A 20,425-nucleotide genomic window follows, 5' to 3' on the forward strand; every position below is an offset into this window, starting at 1 on the left:
TACGGGGCGGAGCCGGACGACGACGAGGTCAGATCTCCGGCAGCGTCTCCCGGGCGGTGCGGGCGTCCACCCCGGCGGCCTCCAGCAGGTCCACGACGAGCGACCGCAGCAGCAGGACGAGGCTCTGGGCCTGCCAGTCGCCGGGCGTGAGCGTGAACGGGTCGAGCCCGGCCGCCAGGCGCAGCAGCTCCTCGCGCGTGCGCAGCGGCTCGGACCCGGTGCCGAGCGCGGCGGCGAGCGCGTCCGCGGCCAGCGCGACGCGGTCGACGGCGTCCGCCACGGCGGCCAGGTCGTGCGGCGGCTCGGCCTCGACGGTCGCGAGCGTGCGGCGCGCCAGCACGCGGGCGTTGCGCACGGCCCGGTCCACCCGCACGGCGGACCGGCCCACCCACACGAGCTCGGCCCGGTGCCGCCGTCCCGCCGGGGACACCCGCGCGAGGTCCCGGGCCGCCGTCGCCGCGTCCTGCCACTCGTCGAGCGCGGGCTGGCTGGCGCGACCGCGGATGAGGGCGTCCTCGACATCGGCCGGCGAGCGGTCGCGCATCCCCCGGGCGAGCACGCGGAGCATGGCCGCCAGCTCCTCGACCGCCGCCCGGCCCTGCGCGCGGGGGCGCCGGCGGGGGTCGCTCGGGGTCAGCGCGGCGACGGCGAGGGCGACCGCGCCGCCGACCAGGGCGTCGGTCCAGCGGCCGACGGGACCGCCCGACGCGCCCACCGCCGGCAGGCCCACGATGACGATCGCCTGGACGCCGGCCTGCGTGGTGAGCATCGGCCCGCGGTCGAGGAACCGGGCGACCAGCGCCGCGACGCCGAGCACCAGCGCCACCTGCCACGGCCCCGTGCCGATGCCGTGCACCACGAGGTCGCCCAGGGCCACCCCGAGCGCGACGCCGACCGCGAGCTCCGCCACCCGGCGCAGGTCCCGGTCCGCGGTGAACCCGAGCGCGATCCACGCGCTCACCGGCGCGAAGAACGGCGCGCTGTGCCCCAGCACGTGGTAGCCGATGGCGTAGGCCACGCCGGCCGCGACCACCGCCTGCAGGACGGGGACGAAGGCGCTGCGCACGCGCGACCACCCCTGCCGGGCGCGCGCGGCGACCTGCACGCGGACCGAGGACGGCCCCCTGCCCCCGCTCACCGGGCGGTCACAGCATCGGGTGGCCGCCCAGGCCGCGCGTGAGCGGCCCGTGCGGCTCGGGGCGGTCCGCGGTGACGCCCTCCCCGGGGACCACGACCTCCTGTCCCGCCGTGACCAGCCCGCCGTCGCACTCGACGACGACGTCGGCGTCGACCGGCGCGGAGCGCTTCACCACCGCGAGCGCCACGGGACCCAGCTCGTGGTGGCGTGCCACCGTCGTGACGCGCCCGATCTCCCGGCCGGGTTCGCCCGAGGACAGCAGGTCGCCGAGGTCGCGCACCACCGCACCGGCCTCGGGCAGCAGGTGCCCGGACCCGTCGAGGTGCAGCATGACCAGCCGGCGGGGCGGGCGGCCGAGGTTGTGCACCCGGGCGACGGTCTCCTGCCCCCGGTAGCAGCCCTTGTGCAGGTGCACCGCGGTGCGCAGCCAGTCCAGCTCGTGCGGGATGGTGCGGTGGTCCACCTCGCGGCCCGCGCGCGGCCGCCACGCCTCGACGCGCACCGCCTCGCTCGCCCACGTGCCGGCGAGCGGCCAGCCCGCGGCCTCCCGGGCGCGCACGGCGTCGACCAGCCCGGCGCGGGGCACCAGCACCAGCCGCCACGCGCGGTCGGCGCCGGGGTGCCGGTCGTCCGGCAGGCCGTAGCGCGTCCCGCCGGGCAGCGTCCGCGGCCACGGGTCCGCCCACGTGACCGGCTCGTCGGGACCACCCTCGGCGGCCAGCGGCTCGCCGATCGCGGCCCACTCGTCGGTGACGTCCTGGACCTCGACGCGCAGCATGAACCGCATCCGGTCGAGCCACGCCGCCAGGCCGGGGGCCGTCTCGGAGATCAGCCAGGTGGCCTCGCCGTCGTCGACGACCGCCGCCGCGTGCTCGACGTGCCCCTGCGGGCTGAGCACCAGCGTCTCCGTCGAGGTGCGCGGCGCCAGCCCCTCGAGCTGCTGGGAGGTGATCGAGTGCAGCCACGACAGCCGGTCCGGGCCGGTCACCCGCACGACGCCCAGGTGGGACTGGTCGACCACCGCGCCGCCGCGCGTCAGGGCGCGCTGCTCGGCGGTCGGGTCGCCGTAGTGCCACGCGACGCCGGCGTCCGGGCCCGACGCGGCGACCGCCCCGTGCCGGTCGAGCAGCGGGCTGCGGTGGCGCGGGGCCGCCTGCGGCTCGGTGCTCGTTCCGGCCGGTCCGGCCGGTCCGGTCGGCGCGGCAGGCCCCGCGGCGACGCCGTCGGCGGCCACGTCAGCCGACCTGCACGCGGCTGAGCCGCGCCGACGCGTACGACTGCAGGTCGTGCCCGAACGCGGCCAGGTCGTGCGCCCACATCAGCTCGCCCTGCACCAGGCCGTACAACCGCTTGCCCGCGGTCACCTCGGCGCCGGTCGCGGTGCGCGCGATGACGTCGCTGACCAGGTCGATGCGGCCGTTGCCCGTCGCCCCGACGAACACGGCGACGTGCCCGGACGGGTCGGCGAGCAGCAGCTCGACCGGGAACAGCTCCGAGCCGAGGCCCTCCGGCCGCTCCGGCGGGATGCGCCAGTACCCCTGCTCGGTCTGCCAGACGGGCCCGGCCTCGTCGGGGCCGGCGGCCGCGGCGGGGTCCCCCTCGAGCGCCGAGGCGTCGTCCGGCGCCACGACGAGCCGGATCGTCGACGTGTACGACAGGTACGGCCCGCCGTCGTGGTCGACCACGAGGTCCTGCGTGAACGCCGTCTCCTCGATGCCCGGGTACCCGACGACCCCCTCGCCGTGCCACCGGCCGACCAGCCAGGCCAGCGGGTACATCTCGGGCGCGAGGCCCTCGGGGAGGGTGAACGCCATGGGAGCCCTTCCGGTCAGCGCTGTCCCTTGAACAGCCGGTAGACGACGAAGCCGGCGAACCAGCCGATCGCGATCGTCGCAGCGACGAGCAGACCGATGAACACGATCTCGAGTGCCTGCATGCACCGATCCTAACGACGGAACCGCCGCGCGCCTTCCCGGCGGCTCAGGCCCGCGCGGCGCGCAGCCGGACGCCCAGCAGGTACAGCTCGCACCCGAGGCACAGGCCGAAGACCGCGTTCAGCACCGCGGCCGCGAGGGCCAGCGCCGCCGCGACCGGCACCGCCGCGGTGACCCCGAGCAGCGCCAGCGCGACGCCGGCACCGGTGATGACCAGCCCCACGCCCTGCGCGAACCGGGGCGGGCGCGGGTCCTCCAGCTCGGTGGGCGGGGCGAGCCGGGGGCGCACGAGACGCCGGAACAGCACGCCCTGGAGCGAGCCCTGGGCGCCCCGCACGGTGCCCACGGCGAACAGCGCGGCGACGACCGCGAGCGCGGTCGTGGCCGCGGCACCGGGCAGCAGCAGGACGACGACGAGCAGGACGGCGGTGACGGCGGCGCCGACGCGCGGGCCGCGGGGGTCGATCCCCTGCGGGGCGGCGGTCGTGCTGCCGGCGGAGAGCGGTGCGGGCACGGGAGGTCCTCTCAGGGGGACGGGCGGGGCTCAGACGTCGGCGGTCGCCGGACAGCGGTCGAGGGCGTCGACCGCCTGCGCCCGCGTCGTCGCGCCGGACATGCGTCCCCGGACCGCACCGGAGCCGTCGAGCACCAGCACGGTCGGCGTCCGCAGCACCGAGAACCGGCGCACGAGGTCGAGCCGCTCCTCGGCGCGCACCTCCACGTGGGCCACGCCGCTCCGCTCGGCGGCGAGTGCCCGCAGCACCGCGGCGGTGCTGCGGCACGGCGCGCACGCCTCGGAGGACAGCTGCAGGAACGTGGCTGCGGTCCCGAGCGGCGCGCCGAGGTCGGCCGCGGTCAGCACCGGGGCGGCGGCGGTCGTGTCGGGGACGGCGCGGGTGGCCACGAACCGCCCGTTGCGCGAGCGCCAGACGAGGCCGGCGGTCGCGGTGAGCGCGAGCACGGCCAGCACCAGCAGCACCCGCAGCTCCATGTCACCCCACCAGCACGCGTCCGACGACGTAGACGAGGATGCCGGTGACGGCGACCGGGAGGACAGCGGCCGCCCAGCCCGCGAGACGATGTTCCAGGGCGGGCAGCCGGTCGAGCAGCGCGTCGGCGGCGGACACCAGCACGCCGACGGCCACACCGACCAGCGCGCCCGGCAGCAGGCCGACGGCGGGCAGCGCGGCGCCGGCGACCAGCGCCCCGGCGACCGCCCCGCCGAGCGAGACCCCGGCTCCGGTCCACCCGCGCAGCGGGAGCGCGGTGAGCGCCGAGCCCACGGCGAGCGCGACGGCGCCGGTCACGACCACCGCGTCGCCCGCGGCGGTGCGCTCGGCGGCGAGCCAGCCCGCGGCGCACACGGCGACGAGGGCGCCCGTCACGGTCCCGGCGACCGACTCCACCAGCCGCTCGCGCCCGTCGCGGCGCGCGAGCTCGGCGACGAACGCGGCGAGCACCGCGCCGGCGAACACGGCCGGCAGGTCGCCGAGCAGCGGCTCGGTCCGCGTGAGGTGCACGGCGACCACCGCCCCGACGCCCGCGAGGCCGATGACGACGGAGCTCCCGACCCGCGCGGGCAGCCCGGCGAGGTGCGGCAGCCCGGCGGCCAGCGCCAGCACGAGGACGACGACGAGGCCGGCCAGGACGACTCCGTCCCGCCCGGCGAGGGAGACGTCCCCGAGGACGCCGGCGACGGCGACGAGCGTCGCCAGGACCGCCGTGGTCACGGCACGATTCGACGCCTGCACGCCGGCCATCCTCGCAGACACCGGCGCCCGACCCGGCATCGCGGGACCCGCAGGACGGGTCCGCCCGGGGGTCCCGGACACCGCCCGGCGTTCGCCCACGGGACGGAATGTGACGGACCAGGACACGGTGACGTGACACGCACGCGGTACCGTGTCCCCCAATTCGGACGCCGGAGGAGGGGAACGTGGCCGACCTGCTGCTGCTCACACCCGCGTCCGGCGGTTCGTCCCAGGTGCTGCCCGCCCTCGGTCTGCTGTCGCACCGGGTACGCGTCCTGCCGGTCGAGCCCTCGGCGCTGGTCGACGCCCCCGACGCGGACATCGTCGTGCTCGACGCGCGCCGGGACCTCGTGACCGCCCGCACCACGTGCCGCCTGCTGCGCGCGACCGGGCTCACCGTCCCGCTCGTGCTCGTGCTGACGGAGGGCGGCCTGACGGTCGTCACCGCCGAGTGGGGCGCGGACGACATCGTGCTGGAGAACGCCACGCCCGCCGAGGTCGAGACCCGGTTCCGGCTCGTGATCGAGCGCGCGGCGTCCTCGTCCTACGACGACCAGCCGCAGGAGATCTCGTCCGGCGAGCTGATGATCGACGCCGGCGGCTACACCGCCCGCCTGCGCGGACGCCCGCTGGACCTCACGTACAAGGAGTTCGAGCTCCTCAAGTACCTCGTGCAGCACCCGGGGCGCGTGTTCACCCGCGCGCAGCTGCTGCAGGAGGTCTGGGGCTACGACTACTACGGCGGCACGCGCACGGTCGACGTGCACGTGCGGCGCCTGCGCGCGAAGCTCGGCCCCGAGCACGAGCAGCTGATCGGCACCGTCCGCAACGTCGGCTACCGGTTCGACCCGCCGAAGGACCGCCGCACCGGCGACCCCGGGTCGGCCTCGCCCGCCGAGGTGTCCGCGGAGGTCTGACGCGGCGCGCGTCGACCCGGGCGCGTACGATCCGCGGCGGGGTGTGCCGGGAAGTCTGGTCGGCGCCCGTTCGCCGACCCCAGGAGCACCCGTGCCGCACCCGCCCGCCAGCTCGCCCCGGTCCCCGCGCGCCGAGCGCCCCCGGCTCTTCTCCGCGCTGACGCCGGGCGGCGAGCGCAACCTGCTCGACACGCTGCGCGCGGAGCGCACCGGCGGCCTGCTGCTGCTGGCCGGCGCGGTCGTGGCCCTGGTGTGGGCGAACTCGCCGTGGTCCGCGGCGTACGCCACCGTCTCGGGGACCGTCGTGGGGCCGTCCGCGCTGCACCTCGACCTCTCGCTCTCCGGGTGGGCCACCGACGGCCTGCTGGCGGTCTTCTTCTTCGTCGTCGGCGTCGAGCTCAAGCGCGAGATCGTGGACGGCGAGCTGCGCCGGCTCCGGACCGCCGTGGTCCCGGTCGTGGCCGCCGTGGGCGGCATGGCGGCGCCCGCGCTGCTCTACGTGGCCGTGAACGCGGGGGCCGGGGGCGACACGCTGCGCGGGTGGGCGGTGCCCACCGCCACGGACATCGCGTTCGCGGTCGCGGTGCTGTCCGTCGTGGGGCGCAGCCTGCCCTCCTCGCTGCGGGCCTTCCTGCTGACGCTCGCGGTCGTCGACGACCTGCTCGGCATCGTCATCATCGCGGTGGTCTACACCGACGCGCTGCACCTGGTGTGGCTCGGGGCCTCGCTGCTCGCCGTCGCGGCCTTCGCGGTGCTCGTGCGGGTCCGCCGCCGCGGGGCGACGGGCGTCCTGGTCACGGTGGCGCTGCTGGTGCTCGCGGTCGCCGCGTGGGCGCTCATGCACGCCTCGGGCGTGCACGCGACGATCGCCGGCGTCGCGCTCGGCCTCACGGCGCCGGCCCTGGCCCGGACCGGCGAGCGCGAGAGCGTCGCGGAGCGGCTCGAGCACCGGTGGCGGCCGGTGTCCGCCGGCTTCGCCGTGCCGGTCTTCGCGCTGTTCGCGGCGGGCGTGCCGCTGGCGGACGGCGCACTCGGCGCCGCGCTGGGCGACCCGGTGGCCCAGGGCGTCGCGCTCGGGCTGGTCGTCGGCAAGCCCGTCGGCATCGTGGCCGCGACCTGGCTCGTGGCGCGCTTCACGCGGGCGGAGCTCGCCCCGGAGCTGCACTGGCGCGACATCGGCGCCGTCGGCCTGCTGGCCGGCATCGGGTTCACGGTGTCCCTGCTCATCGGCGAGCTCGCGTTCGGCGCCGGCAGCCCGCACGACGAGCACCTCAAGGTCGCCATCCTGGTCGCGTCCGCGACGGCGGCGGTGCTCGGCGGCAGCGCGCTCGCGTGGCGGGACCGGCACCACCGGCAGGCCCGGGAGACCGCCCCGACGCGGTAGGTTCGGCTCCGATGACCGTCGACTCCTCCGCCCTGCTGCTCGAGGGCCCGTGGCGGCACCACTTCGTCCCCGCGAACGGCGCGCGGTTCCACGTCGCCGTCGCGGGACCGGACGACCGTGACGTGCCCCTCGTCGTGCTGCTGCACGGCCTGCCGGAGCTGTGGTGGGCGTGGCGCCACCAGCTCCCGGCGCTCGCCGAGGACGGGTACCGCGTCGTCGCGATGGACCTGCGGGGCACCGGGGGCTCGGACAAGCCGCCGATCGGCTACGACGTCCCCACCCTGACGCGGGACGTGGCGGGCGTCGTGCGGTCGCTCGGGTGCGACCGGGCCGTCGTCGTCGGGCACGGCGTGGGGGGCGGTGACGTCGCCTGGGCCATGCCCGCGTACCACCCGGACCTCACCCGGGGCGTCGTCGCCGTGTCCTCCCCGCACCCGCTGCTGCGCCGGGCGGACCCGCGCTCCGGCCTGCGCGCCCGGGCCGCGCGCCGGATGGCGGCGATCCAGCTCCCCTACCTGCCGGAGCGCTCGATGACGCGGGGCGACCTGGTGGCGCGCCTGCTGCGCGAGTGGGGCGGGCCGCGCTGGCCGGACCCCGCAGCGCTCGCGGTGTACCGCCGCGCCGCGCAGGTGCCGTTCGCGGCCCACTCCGCCCTGGAGCAGGTGCGCTGGCTCTACCGGTCCGGCGCGCGCGCCGACGGCCGCCGCCACGCCCAGGCCCTGCGGGCCGCCGCCCCGGTGCCGACCCTCCAGGTGCACGGCGGGTCCGACGGGTGCTACCCCGTGGCCCGCGCCATGGCCGACGGCCCCGTCGGGCGGGCGCTGGGCTCGCAGTACCGGTTCGAGATGCTCTCCGGGGCGGGGCACTACCTGCCCGAGGAGGAGCCCGACCGGGTCACCGCGGTCCTGCGGGACTGGCTGCGCGACCTGCGCTGACCCGCGCCGGGCGCGGGCGTCAGGCCGAGGCGCTCCCGGGCGCGGGCGGGACGGGCGCCGGCGGGACGGGCTCGGGCGGGACGGGCTCGGGCGGGACGGGCGCGGCCGGGACCGGCGGCACCGCGGCGCGGACCAGCGCCGAGGGGCAGTCGCGCGTCAGCGGGCACGTCGCGCAGTCCGGTCGGCGCGCGTGGCAGGTCCGCCGGCCGTGGAAGATCAGCCGGTGGCTCAGCAGCGTCCACTCGGCGCGCGGGATCAGGGCCGCGATGTCCTGCTCGACCTTCACCGGGTCGTCCTCGGTGGTCCAGCCCAGCCGCCGCGCGAGGCGCCCGACGTGCGTGTCGACCGTGATGCCGGGGATCCCGAACGCGTCGCCCAGCACCACGTTCGCGGTCTTGCGCCCGACGCCGGGCAGCGTCACCAGGTCCGCCAGGCGCGGGGGCACCTCGCCGTCGAACCGCTCGACGAGGGCGCGCCCGAGCCCCTGCAGCGAGCGGGCCTTCGCCCGGAAGAACCCGGTCGGACGGATCAGCTCCTCGAGCTCCGCCGGGTCGGCGCCCGCGTACGCCGCGGCGTCGGGGTAGCGCGCGAACAGCGCGGGGGTGACCTGGTTGACCCGGACGTCCGTCGTCTGCGCGGACAGCACCGTGGCCACGAGCAGCTCCAGCGGAGTCCGGAAGTCGAGCTCGCAGCGCGCGTCCGGCCAGCGGACCGCGAGCGCCCGGTTCACCCGGCGGGCGCGCCGGACCAGCGCGAGCGGGGGCCGGTCGGCGGACGGCGCGGGCGACGTCATCGGGCCAGCGTAGGTCCCCCCGGGGGAACGGGCTGCTTCCCCCGGGTGACCGAGGCACGGTTCACACCCCCGACCGCTCAAGTCCGCGCCGGTGCACGTCGAACGACTGGGAGACGGCCCGCGACCCGCGGTCCCGAGGAGGACGGCGGAGCGCATGACCCTGGCGGGGACGGCCGCGGAGCTCGTCGAGCTGCGGCGGCAGCGGAGCGCTCTGCGCCTGGAGCACCAGCACGTGGTGCGGTGGCGCCGCCTCGTGCGGGACCGCCTGGAGCTGGCCGTCGCCGCGGCCGCACCACCGCAGGCCCCCGGGGCGGACCCCGACGTGCGCGACCTGCTCGGCCCCGCCGGCGACGTCCCGCCCGCGGCCGAGCTCGCGGCGGCGGTGCGCGGGGCGCTCCCGATCGCCGAGGTGCAGGAGCTGCCGCGGCTCCGCGAGCTCGAGGGCCGGCTCGCGCGGTACGAGCGCCGGCTCGCCGACGCCCTGCGCGACCTGACCGACCGGTACATCGAGCACCTCGCCCGCGACGTCACGGACGGCGGCACCCGCGCGCTCGACGGGGTCGCACGCGCCTGATGAGGCAGACTGAGGGTCGTCACATCCCGGTCAGAAGGTGAGGTTCCTCCCGTGGAGGACGACGTCGTGCTCACGGCGCCCCTGTTCGCGAACATGGACCCCGAGGCGTCCCGGACGCTGCTCGCGTCGATGGCGCCGGTGCACGTCGCGCGCGGAGAGGTGCTGTTCCACGAGGGCGAGCCGGGTGACCGGCTGTACGTGATCCGCTCCGGCAAGATCAAGCTCGGCCGCCGCTCCTCGGACGGGCGGGAGAACCTGCTCGCCGTGCTCGGCCCCGGCGAGATGTTCGGCGAGCTGTCGCTGTTCGACCCCGGCCCGCGCACCGCCACCGCCACCGGCCTCGCGGACGCCGTGGTGCTGGAGCTCGACCACGGCGCCCTCATGCCGTGGCTCGAGCAGAACCCGACCGTCGCCAAGCACCTGCTCGGTGCCCTGGGGCGCCGGCTGCGGCGCACGAACGACGCGCTCGCCGACCTCGTGTTCTCGGACGTCCCGGGCCGCGTCGCGAAGGCGCTGCTGGACCTGTCGCACCGGTTCGGGCAGCAGACCGACGAGGGGGTGCGCGTCGCGCACGACCTGACGCAGGAGGAGCTCGCGCAGCTCGTCGGCGCCAGCCGCGAGACCGTCAACAAGGCGCTGGCGGACTTCGCCGCGCGCGGCTGGGTGCGGCGCGAGGGCCGCGCGATCGTGCTGCTGGACCTCGAGCGGCTGGAGCGTCGCGCGCGCTGAGACCGCCCCCCGGACGTCGACGGCCCGGTCGCCCCTCGTGGGGTGACCGGGCCGTCGTGGTCCCGCGACCGGCGCGGGGTCAGTCCTGCGGGGCGAGCTCGACGACGATCTCGACCTCGACGGGCGAGTCGAGCGGCAGCACCGCGACGCCCACGGCGGAGCGCGCGTGCACGCCGGCGTCGCCGAACACCTCCTGCAGCAGGGTGCTCGCGCCGTTGATCACGCCGGGCTGGCCGGTGAACGCGGGGTCGCTCGCGACGAAGCCCACGACCTTGACGACCCGGACGACCCGGTCGAGGTCGCCCACGACCGAGGCGACCGCGGCGACCGCGTTGAGCGCCGCCGTCCGCGCGAGCTCCTGCGCGGTCTCCGGCGACACCTGCCCGGGTCCCGTGCCGACCTTGCCCGCGACGGGCAGCGCGCCGCCGACGAACGGCAGCTGGCCGGACGTGTGGACGTGGGCGCCGGTGCGGACGGCCGGGACGTAGGCGGCGACGGGCGCGGCGACCTCGGGCAGCTCGATGCCGAGCGCCGCGAGGCGCTCGAGGACCCGCCCGGTCACTTCTCGCCCGTCGGGCGCTTGAGGTAGGCGACCAGACCGGTCTCGGACTGGAGGACCTGGACGAGCTCCCAGCCGTCCTGACCCCACTGGTCGAGGATCGCCTTGGTCGCGTGCACGATGAGCGGGACGGTCGCGTACTCCCACGTGGTGGTGGCCATGACGCCACCCTAGCCCGGGAGCCCGGTGGGTCGGCCGGCGTCGCGGGGGACGGCGGGCCGGCGGGCGTCGGACGGCCGGGGCCGTCAGGTGGCCAGGGCCTGCGCCCGGCTCACGTCGGCCTCGCCGACGAGCTCGTCGCGCCAGCACTCCACCTCCGGGCGCCGGCGGCGCAGCGCCCGGCGCTCGCGCTCGGTCATGCCGCCCCACACCCCGAAGTCCGCCCGCGAGTCGAGCGCGTCGGCCAGGCACTCCAGGCGCACGACGCAGGCCGTGCACACGGAGCGCGCGTCGCGCTGCGCCGCACCCTCGACGAACAGCTCGTCCGGGGGCACCTTGCCCGACCCGCACGCCGCCCGCGCCGTCCAGTGGCCGTCCGGCCCCGCGATCGACATCGGCACTCCCTCGTCCCTGTGACACCGGGACGCGCCGGGGCGTCCGCCCGCACCGAGGTGCGACGACGGACGCTGCGGCAGTCCCCCCTGCACGGCGACCGTACCCGGTCGTGTCGTCCCGGGGCATCCACCGTTCGGTGGAACCACCCGCGTTCCCGCACGCGGCGGGCCGTGTGCAGGTACCGTGCAGGTCCCCGTGCGCCCTGTGGACCGCACGATCACGCGCCGCCTCCTCCCGTACCCTGGCAGGCATGGCTCCCTCCCCCTCGCCGCGCGGGCGGCAGGTCACCGTCGTGCAGGCGCTCGCGCTGCTGCTCGCCTTCGTGCTGACGGCGGGCGTCGGCGGGCTCCTGACCGCCGGACTGGTGCTGCCCACCGTGGCGGTCGCCGACACCGCGACCGACCTCAGCATCGAGGCGTTCGAGGACCTGCCGAGCGAGCTAGAGCCGGGCCCGCTGTCGGAGAAGTCCACGATGCTCGCCGCCGACGGCACCGTGCTGGCGACCTTCTACTCCGAGAACCGCGTCGTGGTCCCGCTGGAGGACGTGTCGGAGGCCATGCAGCAGGCCGTCATCGCCACGGAGGACAAGCGGTTCTACCTGCACGGCGGCATCGACCCGGCCGGCATGATGCGCGCCGCGGCCCGCAACCTGCTCGGGGACTCGCGCGAGGGCGCCTCGACGCTGACCCAGCAGTACGTGAAGAACGTCCTCATCGAGACCGCGGTCCGCGAGAACGACCTCGCCGCCGCGGCCGCCGCCCGCGAGGCCGAGGGCACCGAGGGGTACTCGCGCAAGCTCCGCGAGGCGAAGCTGGCCATCGCCCTCGAGAAGCGGATGACCAAGGACGAGATCCTCGAGAACTACCTCAACATCGCGCAGTTCGGCGTCGCGACCTACGGCGTGGAGTCCGCCGCACAGCGGTACTTCAGCAAGTCCGCGAAGGACCTGACGTACCTCGAGGCCGCGACGATCGCCGGCATCACCAAGAGCCCCAGCGCCTTCGACCCGGTGGACTACCCGGAGGACGCCCAGGGCCGCCGCAACGTGGTGCTCGGCCTGATGAGGGACCAGGACTACATCACGAAGAAGGAGTACGACGAGGGCGTGAAGACGCCGATCGCCGACACCCTCCACGTGAGCGAGCCCCGCAGCGGGTGCATGTCCGCCGGCAGCGTCGTCGCCGGCTCCGGGTTCTTCTGCGACTACGTGACCCGCGTCATCGAGAACGACCCGGCCTTCGGCGAGACGCCCGAGGAGCGCCGGGAGCTGCTGCTGCGCGGCGGCCTGACCATCACGACCACGCTCGACCCGCGGCTGCAGACCTCCGCCGACGCCGAGGTGAAGGCCGGCGTGCCGGTGGACGACCCGACCGGCATCGGCTCCGCGATCTCCGTCGTGCAGCCGGGCACCGGCCAGATCAAGGCCATGGCCGAGAACCGGAACTTCAACAACTCCGCGGACGCCACCGGGCGCGACACGTCGGTCAACTACAACACCTCGTACGACTACGGCGGCTCGACCGGCTTCGCCCCCGGCTCGACGTTCAAGCCGTTCACCCTGCTGGAGTGGCTGAAGCAGGGCCACAGCCTCAACGAGCGCGTGAACGGCTCGGTCCGCCCGCTCAACGAGAACCAGTTCACCGCGTGCGGGCAGCCGGGCATCAACAAGACCTGGACGCCCGGCAACGCCGAGGGCGGCCGAGGCGTCATGACGGTCGCCGACGCGACCAAGGGCTCGGTCAACCTGGCCTACCTGTCGATGGCCATGCAGCTCGACCTCTGCAACATCATGGACGGGGCCGCGCAGCTCGGCGTCGTCAAGGCCGGCGGCAAGTCCGGCACCGGCACGTTCGACCCGTTCCCCGCCAACGTGCTCGGCTCGCAGTCGACGACGCCGCTCGCGCTCGCCGCGGCGTACGCGACGTTCGCCTCCGGCGGCACCTACTGCCAGCCGATCGCGATCACCAGCGTCAAGAACGCGAGCGGCGAGGAGTTGGACATCCCGTCCGCGAACTGCACGCCCGCGCTCAGCCCCGAGCTCGCGAACGCCATGAACTTCGGTCTCAGCCAGGTCTGGAACGGCACGGGCAGGACGATCGGGACGCCGCAGTACACCGCGTCCGGCAAGACCGGCACGACGTCGGAGAACGAGTACACCTGGTTCGTCGGCTACACCCCGCGCCTGTCGACGGCCGTGTGGGTCGGCTACCCGGACCGCTTCACCCCGATGCAGCACATCACCGTCGGCGGCCAGTGGGTCAACTACATGTACGGCGCGACGATCGCCGGCCCGACGTGGAAGCGGTTCATGGACACCGCTCTGCTCGACGGCGACCCGAACCCCGGTTTCGGCGAGCCGACCAGTGAGTACGTGTACGGGCGGCCGGTGCCCGTCCCGTCCGTCGTCGGCCAGGACCAGGCGACCGCGACGAGCACGCTCGAGGGCGCCGGGTTCGCGGTCACGATCGGGACGCCCGCCAACTCCGACAGCGTCCCGGCGGGCTCGGTCATCAGCCAGGACCCGGCCGGGGAGGCCACGCTCGGATCGGCCATCACCCTGACCGTCTCGAGCGGTCCCGCCCCCCAGGCTCCCGACGAGCAGGAGGACGGGCAGCAGAACGGCGAGGGCGGAGGCCGCGGCGGTCGCGGCGGTGGCGGCGGTGGCGGTGGCGGCGACAACACGGGCCAGCCCGGGCCGAACAACCCGTGACGCACCCCGCCGCCCGGACCCTCGGCGGACTCGCGCTCGCGGGTGCCGGCGCGCTGGCCTGGGCGTCTCTCGTCGAGGTCCGCTGGTACACCCTGCGTGAGGTCACCGTCCCGGTGCTGCCCGCCGGGCAGGACCCGCTGCGGGTCCTGCACCTGTCGGACCTGCACCTGACGCCCGGGCAGCGCCGCAAGGTCGACTGGGTGCGCGACCTCGCGTCGCTGCGCCCCGACCTGGTGGTGGACACCGGCGACAACTGGGCGCACCTCGACGCGATGCCCACCCTCCTGGAGGCGCTCGAGCCGCACCTCGGCACCCCCGGGGCGTTCGTCTGGGGCTCGAACGACTTCGTCGCGCCGACGCCCAAGAACCCCGCGCGGTACCTGCTGCCCGACGCCCGGACGACCCGCCGGGAGCCGCCGGTCGAGCTGCCGTGGCGCGAGCTCGGACGCCGCCTGTCGTCCGCGGGCTGGGTCGACCTCACGAACCGCCGCGGCGTGGTGGAGACCGCCGGCCGCCGGATCTCGCTGGTCGGCACCGACGACGCCCACCTGGACCGCGACCGGTTCCCCGCGGCCGGCGGCCCGGACGACGTCCGCCCGGCCCCCGTGCGGGACGACGCCGGCGTGACCCGCGCGGGGGGCGGCGACGTCGACCTGCACCTCGGCGTCACGCACGCCCCGTACCGGCGCGTCCTGGACGCCATGCTGGCCGACGACGCCGACCTGGTGCTGGCCGGCCACACGCACGGCGGCCAGCTCGCGGTGCCCGGCTACGGCGCCCTCGTCACCAACTGCGACCTGGACCGCGGCCGCGCCAAGGGCCTGCACGGCTGGCCCGGCCCGCGTCCCGACGAGCGCGGCGGCGCCGACTCCACGTGGCTGCACGTCAGCGGCGGCCTCGGCACCTCCCCGTACGCGCCGGTGCGCTTCGCGTGCCGCCCGGAGGCGACCCTCCTGACGCTGGTCCCCGCCTGACCGACGCGACGTCGGTCACACCCCGCGACGGCCTGCCCGTCCCGGTTAACGACCACCCCCGGACCTCGGCTATGCTGGGCGGGCTTCACCGGGGTGTGGCGCAGCTTGGTAGCGCGCCTCGTTCGGGACGAGGAGGTCGTGGGTTCGAATCCCGCCACCCCGACCGGTGATGTCGCGGCAGGACATCGACGAAGGCCCGGACCGGACGGTCCGGGCCTTCGTGGTCCGTCGACCCGCTCAGCAGCCCGACCGGGTCTCCTGCCTGCCGGGCTCGACGCCCGGGTGGCCGACGTCGGTCCCGGCCGGCCGCTCCCGACCGGGCACCTCCGCACCGGGCACCTCGGCACCGGGCACCTCCGCACCGGGCACCTCGGCACCGGGCACCTCCGCACCGGGCACCTCCGCGCCGGGCACCTCCGCACCGGACGACCCCGGCGCGGTCTGTGGCGCCCCGAGTGCGGCCGTCGCGATGCGGAAGCGGTCGCGTCCCGCCTGCTTCGCCCGGTACAGCGCGATGTCCGCGGCCGCCAGGGCGCTGCCCGGCGGGGTCGCCGCGGTGACGCGCGCGATGCCGGCGGAGAACGTGACGCCGGTGCCCTCCTCCGCCCACTCGGCGCGCAGCGCGCGGAGCATGTTGACGGCCTGGACGGGCTCGGTGCGCGGCAGGACCAGCACGAACTCCTCACCGCCGTACCGGGCGGCGTAGTCGCGGCGGCGCAGGTGCTGGTCGACCGCGTGACCGAAGCGCTCGAGCACGTGGTCCCCCATCACGTGGCCCTGCGTGTCGTTGACGTCCTTGAAGTGGTCGAGGTCGCAGATGACGACGCAGTCGCCCGGGCGCGCGGCCGCCAGCCGGTCGTCGAGCCCCCGGCGGTTGCCGAGCGACGTGAGCGCGTCCGTGCGGGCGTCGGCGCGCAGCCTGCGGAGGATGGCGCGCTGGTAGGCGATGGTGAGCGCCAGCACCTGCGCGATCGCCCACCAGGTGACCCCGTAGACGGCGAGCCGCACCAGGACGTGGCCTCCGAGCTCCGTCACCATCACGGCGTACGCGCACCACGCCACGGGCAGCAGCGCGAGCGCGTCCCGGCCGCGGTGGAACAGCCCGACGTAGACGAAGCAGAGCGGGACGAGGCCGACGAACGCCTCCGCGACCCCGGAGGTGGTCAGGCCCAGCCCGCCCAGCGCGAGGAGCAGCGCGGCGGGGAACGCGAGCGTCGCGCGGGAGCCGCGGCGCCACGGCAGGCGCAGGCTCGCGAGGACCAGCAGCAGCATGGCGGCGGACGTGGAGGCGAGGACGGCGAGCTCGTGCTGGTCGACGCCGAGGAACGCCGCGCCGAGCACCACGACCGCGCCGGCGAACAGCAGCATGACCCGCCCGGCGGTGGCCGCGTTGCCGCCGACGCGGAACGGCGCCGGCACGTGGGCGAGCAGACGGACGACCACGGGCGCGTCGGGGCGCTCGCGGAGGTCGTCGGTCGCGGAGGGGGTCACAGGTGACCCATCGGCCGACCCGGGCGCCACCTTCAGGAAGTGGTTGACCCGTCCACAAGATCTGCGCGAGATGCTGCGGTCCGCTCAGCGCCAGCGGAACACGCGCGCGGCGACCGGCACCAGCACGACGGTCCACCCGGCCATCACGAGCAGCTCCCGCACCGGGACGCCGTCACCCACCCACCCGGCCAGCATCGCCTGCGACCCGGCGCCGAGCGGCGTCCAGACGGCGATCCGCTGGATCGCCTCCGGCATGATCGGCAGCGGCAGCCACACGCCCGCGAAGAACAGCGAGACGAAGTACAGCGTCATGCCGATGCCGTTCGCGGCGCCGGCGGTGGGCGCCCGCGCCGCGACCAGCGAGCCCAGCCCGAAGGTCGACGCGGCGGTGAGCAGGAACGCCGCCAGCACCACGCCCGGCCGCTCGGGCGCGGTCACGTCGACGACCAGCATGCCGACGGTCAGCGTGAGGACGGCCGCGAGGAGCAGCGCCGCGACGTTCACGACGATCTGCGCGACCAGGAGCCGCGACGGCGGCAGCGGCGTGGTCGACAGCCTGCGCAGCACGCCCTGCCCCCGGTACGTGGCGATGACCGTCGGGTAGGACGAGAGGGCGACGGTGCCCACCGCCAGGGTGAGCACGATCGGCGTGTAGCCGGTGATCCCCGAGATGGTGGCGAGCAGCGGGTCGGACGGGTCGTACGGCGCGGACCCCCACGGCGTCGCGAGCCCGAGCACCGTCAGCAGCACGGCCGGGAAGAGCAGGGCGAAGAACACGGTGGCGGGGTCGCGCAGCGCCAGGCGTGCCTCGACGGACGTCACCCGGGCGAGCACCCGGGGGCTGGTCGCGGACATGTCAGACCTCCTGGACGGCGGGCCGGGCGTCCGCGCCGGTGAGCCGGACGAACGCATCCTCGAGGGTGGCCCGGCCGACGCGCAGGTCGTCCGGGCGGATGCCGTCGGCCGCGAGGGCGACCATGACGTCCTGGACCACGTTGCCGGTGCCGCGGACCTCGACGGTGCCGCCCGGGCGCTCCTCCACGCCGGACACCGCGGGCAGCGCGCGCAGCACGGCGAGGTCGGGCGCCGACGACGGGCGGAACACCAGCGACTGGTCGGCGCCGACACGGGCCGCGACCTCGGCGGGCGACCCCTCGGCGACCACCCGGCCGGAGTCGACCAGGACCACCCGGTCGCACAGCCGCTCGGCCTCCTCCATGATGTGCGTGACCAGCAGGATCGTCACGCCGCGCTCCCGCACGCGCTCCACCACGGACCACGTGTCCCGGCGCGCCTGCGGGTCCAGTCCCGTGGTCAGCTCGTCGAGGACCGCGATCTCCGGGTTGCCGACCAGCGCGAGCGCGATCGACAGGCGCTGCTTCTGCCCGCCGGACAGCGCGGCGAACCGGGTGCCGGCCTTGTCGAGCAGGTCGAGGTCGCGCAGCAGCGTCTCCGGGTCGGCCGGGTCGTCGTAGAAGCAGGCGTACTCCTCGACCGCCTCCCGCACGGTCAGGCGGGCCGGCAGGGCCGACTCCTGGAGCTGCAGGCCGACGCGCTCGCGCAGGGCCGCCCGGTCGCGCGCCGGCCCGCCCGGGTCGAGCCCGAGGACCCGGACGTCGCCGCCGTCCCGGTCGCGCAGGCCGCCGATGATCTCGACGGTCGTGGTCTTGCCGGCGCCGTTGCGCCCCAGGATGCCGACGATCTCCCCCTGCTGGACGGTGAGGCCGACGTCGGCGACGGCCACGGTGCTGCCGTAGCGCTTGTGCAGGTGCTCCGCGTGGATCACGGGTTCGGTGCGGGTCATGCGGGTCGTTCCTCCTCGGCTCGGACGTGCGGGAGGTGCGGGGGTGCGCGGCCGCTCCCGGGCCGCCGCGCGCGGTGCGCGGGTCAGCCCCTGCGGGGTGCGATCGCGCGACGGCGGGTCAGGACGGAGAAGGCGGCCGCGAGCGCCACGGCCAGGACGGTCGCCACGGCCAGGACCGCGAGCGGTGGGGTGCCGGTGCCCGGCTCCCCGCCGACGACGTCCGCGAACGGCCGCCAGTCCCCGCCGTCGCCCACGAGCGTCGCGACGAGCAGGACCGGGCCGACGGTGAGCGGGAGCGTCAGGGTGCCCCACCACCCGCCGCCGACCGCGTAGACGGTGCCGACCAGCAGCCCGGAGAGGTGGGCCACGAGGTAGGTCGCCAGGTAGCTGATGAAGACGGCGACCAGGCCCTCGGACGGCGCGAACCAGCCGTCGACCAGTCCCCAGTCCCACCCCATCGCCCGGTACCAGGTGCGCTCGGCGAGCAGCGCGGCCGTCATGCCGGCCGAGAGCACGGCGGCGATCACGACCACCGCTCCCAGGGCGCCGCGCACGTAGCTGCGGCGCGTCATCCCGTTCGCGACGTGCACGGGCGGGTACGCCGCCGCCACGCCGATGAGCACCGAGAAGGGGAACCAGATGCCGCTCTGGCGGGCGAACCAGACCACGGACATCTCGACGTGGCCGACGGAGGCGACCACCAGCGGCACCGCGACGACCACCACGACGACGATCGCGGCGTAGATGCCGGCGATGGGCGCGAACCAGCGCAGCAGGTTCCGCGCGGTGCGGAGCGCGGGACCGCGCCGGCGGCCGGTGCCGGCCGGCCACAGCGGCCTGCCGCGGGCGGCGCCGGGCGCGGGTGACGGTGCGTGCGCGGTGGTCATCGGACCCTCCCCAGCTCCTGGACGGCCTCGCCGGCGCCCTCCGCGGTCAGGTGGACGAAGAGGTCCTGCAGGGGCACCGGGCCCAGCTCGAGCCCCGCGGCGCGGGCGTCCGCCCGCTCGGCGTCCGACGGCGACGCGAGCACGGTGGCCTGCGCGGTCCCGCCGAGCTGCTGGCGCCCGAGCACGGTGCGCCCGACGACGAAGCGCTCGACCTCCCGGACGGGCCCGGTGACGGAGACCCCGCGCGCGGTGAGCGCGTCGGCCTCCTGCGCGAGCAGCACCCGCCCGTGGTCGATCACGACGACGTGCTCCAGCAGGCGCTCGACCTCCGCGATGAGGTGGCTCGACAGCAGGACGGTGCGCGGGTGCTCGACGTAGTCCTCCAGCAGCGCGTCGTAGAAGGCGTACCGGGCCGGGGCGTCGAGCCCCAGGTGCACCTCGTCGAGGATCGTCAGGTCGGCGCGCGCCGCGACGGCCAGGACGATCCCGAACGCGGACCTCTGGCCGCGGGACAGCTTCTGCGGCTTGGCGCCGGGGTCGAGCGCGAACCGGTCCATGAGGCGCTCGGCGACCTCCCGGCTGAACGCGGGGCGGCTGTCCGCCGTGTAGCGCAGGTTGGTGCGCAGCGTCTCGGAGTCGAGCACGTCGCCGGACTCGCGGACCAGCAGGATGCGCGGCACGACGTCCTCGTCCTCCCAGGGCTCGCGGCCCCCGACGAGCACCCGCCCGGCCGTCGGCCGCCGGAACGCCGCGACCACGGACGCGAGCGTCGTCTTGCCGGACCCGTTGCGACCGAGCAGCCCGGTGACGGAGCCGGCGGGGACGCTGAGCGTCACGCCGTCGAGGGCGACGGTCCGCCCGTAGCGCACGGTGAGGTCCTGGACCTCGACGTCGAGGGCGGTCACGACGCCGCCCCGTCCTCGAGGGCCGCGCGGTCCCGCAGCCGGGCCACGACGTCCTCGAGCGGGATGCCGAGCGCGCGGGCCCTCTCCGCGACCGGGTCGACGACCTCCGCGAAGAACGACTCCCGCCCCTCGGCGCGCAGCCGGTCGGGCGCACCGGGCGCCACGAACATGCCGACGCCGCGGCGCTTGTACAGGATCCCGTCGTCGACGAGCTGCGCGAACGCCTTGGCCGCCGTGGCCGGGTTGATGCGGAAGGTGGTGGCGTACTGCGTCGTGCTCATCACCTGCTCCTCGGGCTGGAGGTCGCCCCGCAGGACGTCCTGGCGGATCTGGTCGGCGATCTGCACGTAGATGGGGTCACGCCCGTCGAACACGCGCACCCACC

23 protein-coding genes and 1 tRNA gene are annotated in these 20,425 nt (G+C 76.1%); 8 read left to right on the plus strand and 16 right to left on the minus strand.

Annotated features, from left to right (window positions below; all coding sequences use genetic code 11):
- Positions 1–28 precede the first annotated feature (28 nt).
- From AAHH18_RS11735 to AAHH18_RS11760, 6 genes are all read right to left on the minus strand, one after another.
- The gene (locus AAHH18_RS11735) at positions 29–1,066 is read right to left on the minus strand and encodes an FUSC family protein (protein WP_343301758.1); all 1,038 of its coding nucleotides are present in this window, start codon (positions 1,064–1,066) and stop codon (positions 29–31) included.
- Positions 1,067–1,145: 79 nt separating this feature from the next.
- Positions 1,146–2,372, minus strand: coding sequence for a CAF17-like 4Fe-4S cluster assembly/insertion protein YgfZ (gene ygfZ / locus AAHH18_RS11740; RefSeq protein WP_459349125.1), 1,227 nt, complete (start codon positions 2,370–2,372; stop codon positions 1,146–1,148).
- 1 nt (position 2,373) lies between these two features.
- Complete coding sequence (locus tag AAHH18_RS11745) at positions 2,374–2,952, minus strand: heme-binding beta-barrel domain-containing protein (RefSeq protein WP_343301759.1); 579 nt, start codon at positions 2,950–2,952, stop codon at positions 2,374–2,376.
- Between the two features lie 166 nt (positions 2,953–3,118).
- On the minus strand, positions 3,119–3,586 hold the full coding sequence (locus AAHH18_RS11750) for a DUF4395 domain-containing protein (RefSeq protein ID WP_343301760.1): 468 nt from the start codon (positions 3,584–3,586) through the stop codon (positions 3,119–3,121).
- Positions 3,587–3,616: 30 nt separating this feature from the next.
- Entirely contained in the window at positions 3,617–4,063 is a 447-nt protein-coding gene (locus AAHH18_RS11755; protein WP_343301761.1) for a thioredoxin family protein, read from the minus strand.
- Position 4,064: 1 nt separating this feature from the next.
- Positions 4,065–4,802, minus strand: a complete 738-nt coding sequence (locus AAHH18_RS11760; RefSeq protein ID WP_343301762.1) for a hypothetical protein — start codon at positions 4,800–4,802, stop codon at positions 4,065–4,067.
- Positions 4,803–5,008: 206 nt separating this feature from the next.
- On the opposite strand from AAHH18_RS11760, the gene AAHH18_RS11765 reads away from it, so the two are divergent.
- The 3 genes from AAHH18_RS11765 to AAHH18_RS11775 all read left to right on the plus strand — a co-directional run bounded on the left by AAHH18_RS11765 (position 5,009) and on the right by AAHH18_RS11775 (position 8,059).
- Positions 5,009–5,740, plus strand: a complete 732-nt coding sequence (locus AAHH18_RS11765) for a winged helix-turn-helix transcriptional regulator (protein ID WP_343301763.1) — start codon at positions 5,009–5,011, stop codon at positions 5,738–5,740.
- A 91-nt stretch (positions 5,741–5,831) separates the two neighbouring features.
- Positions 5,832–7,124, plus strand: a complete 1,293-nt coding sequence (nhaA, locus tag AAHH18_RS11770; RefSeq protein WP_283321809.1) for a Na+/H+ antiporter NhaA — start codon at positions 5,832–5,834, stop codon at positions 7,122–7,124.
- Positions 7,125–7,135: 11 nt separating this feature from the next.
- A complete protein-coding gene (locus tag AAHH18_RS11775; RefSeq protein ID WP_283321810.1) occupies positions 7,136–8,059 on the plus strand; it encodes an alpha/beta fold hydrolase in 924 nt (307 codons plus the stop codon).
- Between the two features lie 19 nt (positions 8,060–8,078).
- Here the strand turns inward: AAHH18_RS11775 and nth are convergent, their stop codons facing one another.
- Positions 8,079–8,852, minus strand: coding sequence for an endonuclease III (gene nth / locus AAHH18_RS11780; protein WP_343301764.1), 774 nt, complete (start codon positions 8,850–8,852; stop codon positions 8,079–8,081).
- 154 nt (positions 8,853–9,006) lie between these two features.
- Between nth and AAHH18_RS11785 the strand changes: the two genes are divergently transcribed.
- Positions 9,007–9,426 (plus strand): hypothetical protein, encoded by a 420-nt coding sequence (locus AAHH18_RS11785; protein ID WP_343301765.1) that lies wholly within the window; start codon positions 9,007–9,009, stop codon positions 9,424–9,426.
- Between the two features lie 51 nt (positions 9,427–9,477).
- Complete coding sequence (locus AAHH18_RS11790) at positions 9,478–10,155, plus strand: Crp/Fnr family transcriptional regulator (protein WP_283321813.1); 678 nt, start codon at positions 9,478–9,480, stop codon at positions 10,153–10,155.
- 79 nt (positions 10,156–10,234) lie between these two features.
- On the opposite strand, the gene AAHH18_RS11795 is transcribed toward AAHH18_RS11790, so the two are convergent.
- From AAHH18_RS11795 to AAHH18_RS11805, 3 genes are all read right to left on the minus strand, one after another.
- On the minus strand, positions 10,235–10,717 hold the full coding sequence (locus tag AAHH18_RS11795) for a RidA family protein (protein WP_343301766.1): 483 nt from the start codon (positions 10,715–10,717) through the stop codon (positions 10,235–10,237).
- Positions 10,714–10,875, minus strand: a complete 162-nt coding sequence (locus AAHH18_RS11800; RefSeq protein ID WP_146837291.1) for a DUF4177 domain-containing protein — start codon at positions 10,873–10,875, stop codon at positions 10,714–10,716. The genes AAHH18_RS11795 and AAHH18_RS11800 overlap by 4 nt, the downstream gene beginning before the upstream one ends.
- Positions 10,876–10,959: 84 nt before the next feature.
- Positions 10,960–11,268 (minus strand): WhiB family transcriptional regulator, encoded by a 309-nt coding sequence (locus tag AAHH18_RS11805; RefSeq protein WP_283321815.1) that lies wholly within the window; start codon positions 11,266–11,268, stop codon positions 10,960–10,962.
- A 251-nt stretch (positions 11,269–11,519) separates the two neighbouring features.
- On the opposite strand from AAHH18_RS11805, the gene AAHH18_RS11810 reads away from it, so the two are divergent.
- The 3 genes from AAHH18_RS11810 to AAHH18_RS11820 all read left to right on the plus strand — a co-directional run bounded on the left by AAHH18_RS11810 (position 11,520) and on the right by AAHH18_RS11820 (position 15,116).
- On the plus strand, positions 11,520–13,979 hold the full coding sequence (locus AAHH18_RS11810) for a penicillin-binding protein (protein WP_343301767.1): 2,460 nt from the start codon (positions 11,520–11,522) through the stop codon (positions 13,977–13,979).
- Positions 13,976–14,953, plus strand: a complete 978-nt coding sequence (locus AAHH18_RS11815; protein ID WP_343301768.1) for a metallophosphoesterase — start codon at positions 13,976–13,978, stop codon at positions 14,951–14,953. Before AAHH18_RS11810 ends, AAHH18_RS11815 begins: the two co-directional genes overlap by 4 nt.
- Positions 14,954–15,042: 89 nt before the next feature.
- A tRNA-Pro gene (locus AAHH18_RS11820) sits at positions 15,043–15,116 on the plus strand.
- A gap of 74 nt (positions 15,117–15,190) precedes the next feature.
- Here AAHH18_RS11820 and AAHH18_RS11825 read toward each other — a convergent pair.
- From AAHH18_RS11825 to AAHH18_RS11850, 6 genes are all read right to left on the minus strand, one after another.
- Positions 15,191–16,444 (minus strand): GGDEF domain-containing protein, encoded by a 1,254-nt coding sequence (locus AAHH18_RS11825; RefSeq protein WP_343301769.1) that lies wholly within the window; start codon positions 16,442–16,444, stop codon positions 15,191–15,193.
- A gap of 84 nt (positions 16,445–16,528) precedes the next feature.
- The gene (locus AAHH18_RS11830) at positions 16,529–17,299 is read right to left on the minus strand and encodes an ABC transporter permease (protein ID WP_283318504.1); all 771 of its coding nucleotides are present in this window, start codon (positions 17,297–17,299) and stop codon (positions 16,529–16,531) included.
- A gap of 1 nt (position 17,300) precedes the next feature.
- Complete coding sequence (locus AAHH18_RS11835; protein ID WP_283318505.1) at positions 17,301–18,248, minus strand: ABC transporter ATP-binding protein; 948 nt, start codon at positions 18,246–18,248, stop codon at positions 17,301–17,303.
- A gap of 83 nt (positions 18,249–18,331) precedes the next feature.
- Positions 18,332–19,135, minus strand: a complete 804-nt coding sequence (locus AAHH18_RS11840; protein ID WP_343301770.1) for a hypothetical protein — start codon at positions 19,133–19,135, stop codon at positions 18,332–18,334.
- Complete coding sequence (locus tag AAHH18_RS11845; protein WP_343301771.1) at positions 19,132–20,040, minus strand: ABC transporter ATP-binding protein; 909 nt, start codon at positions 20,038–20,040, stop codon at positions 19,132–19,134. Before AAHH18_RS11845 ends, AAHH18_RS11840 begins: the two co-directional genes overlap by 4 nt.
- Positions 20,037–20,414, minus strand: a complete 378-nt coding sequence (locus AAHH18_RS11850) for a GntR family transcriptional regulator (RefSeq protein WP_283318508.1) — start codon at positions 20,412–20,414, stop codon at positions 20,037–20,039. The genes AAHH18_RS11845 and AAHH18_RS11850 overlap by 4 nt, the downstream gene beginning before the upstream one ends.
- Positions 20,415–20,425 lie beyond the last annotated feature (11 nt).

It is taken from the genome of Cellulomonas olei, assembly GCF_039548315.1.
Taxonomy (GTDB): domain Bacteria; phylum Actinomycetota; class Actinomycetes; order Actinomycetales; family Cellulomonadaceae; genus Cellulomonas.

Bases quoted from the DNA above. Each gene is read 5' to 3' on its own strand.
- AAHH18_RS11745 (WP_343301759.1), bottom strand. From the start codon at position 2,952: ATGGCGTTCACCCTCCCCGAGGGCCTCGCGCCCGAGATGTACCCGCTG.
- AAHH18_RS11755 (WP_343301761.1), bottom strand. From the start codon at position 4,063: ATGGAGCTGCGGGTGCTGCTGGTGCTGGCCGTGCTCGCGCTCACCGCG.
- AAHH18_RS11775 (WP_283321810.1), top strand. From the start codon at position 7,136: ATGACCGTCGACTCCTCCGCCCTGCTGCTCGAGGGCCCGTGGCGGCAC.
- nth (WP_343301764.1), bottom strand. From the start codon at position 8,852: ATGACGTCGCCCGCGCCGTCCGCCGACCGGCCCCCGCTCGCGCTGGTC.
- AAHH18_RS11785 (WP_343301765.1), top strand. From the start codon at position 9,007: ATGACCCTGGCGGGGACGGCCGCGGAGCTCGTCGAGCTGCGGCGGCAG.
- AAHH18_RS11800 (WP_146837291.1), bottom strand. From the start codon at position 10,875: ATGGCCACCACCACGTGGGAGTACGCGACCGTCCCGCTCATCGTGCAC.
- AAHH18_RS11805 (WP_283321815.1), bottom strand. From the start codon at position 11,268: ATGTCGATCGCGGGGCCGGACGGCCACTGGACGGCGCGGGCGGCGTGC.
- AAHH18_RS11810 (WP_343301767.1), top strand. From the start codon at position 11,520: ATGGCTCCCTCCCCCTCGCCGCGCGGGCGGCAGGTCACCGTCGTGCAG.
- AAHH18_RS11830 (WP_283318504.1), bottom strand. From the start codon at position 17,299: ATGTCCGCGACCAGCCCCCGGGTGCTCGCCCGGGTGACGTCCGTCGAG.
- AAHH18_RS11835 (WP_283318505.1), bottom strand. From the start codon at position 18,248: ATGACCCGCACCGAACCCGTGATCCACGCGGAGCACCTGCACAAGCGC.
- AAHH18_RS11840 (WP_343301770.1), bottom strand. From the start codon at position 19,135: ATGACCACCGCGCACGCACCGTCACCCGCGCCCGGCGCCGCCCGCGGC.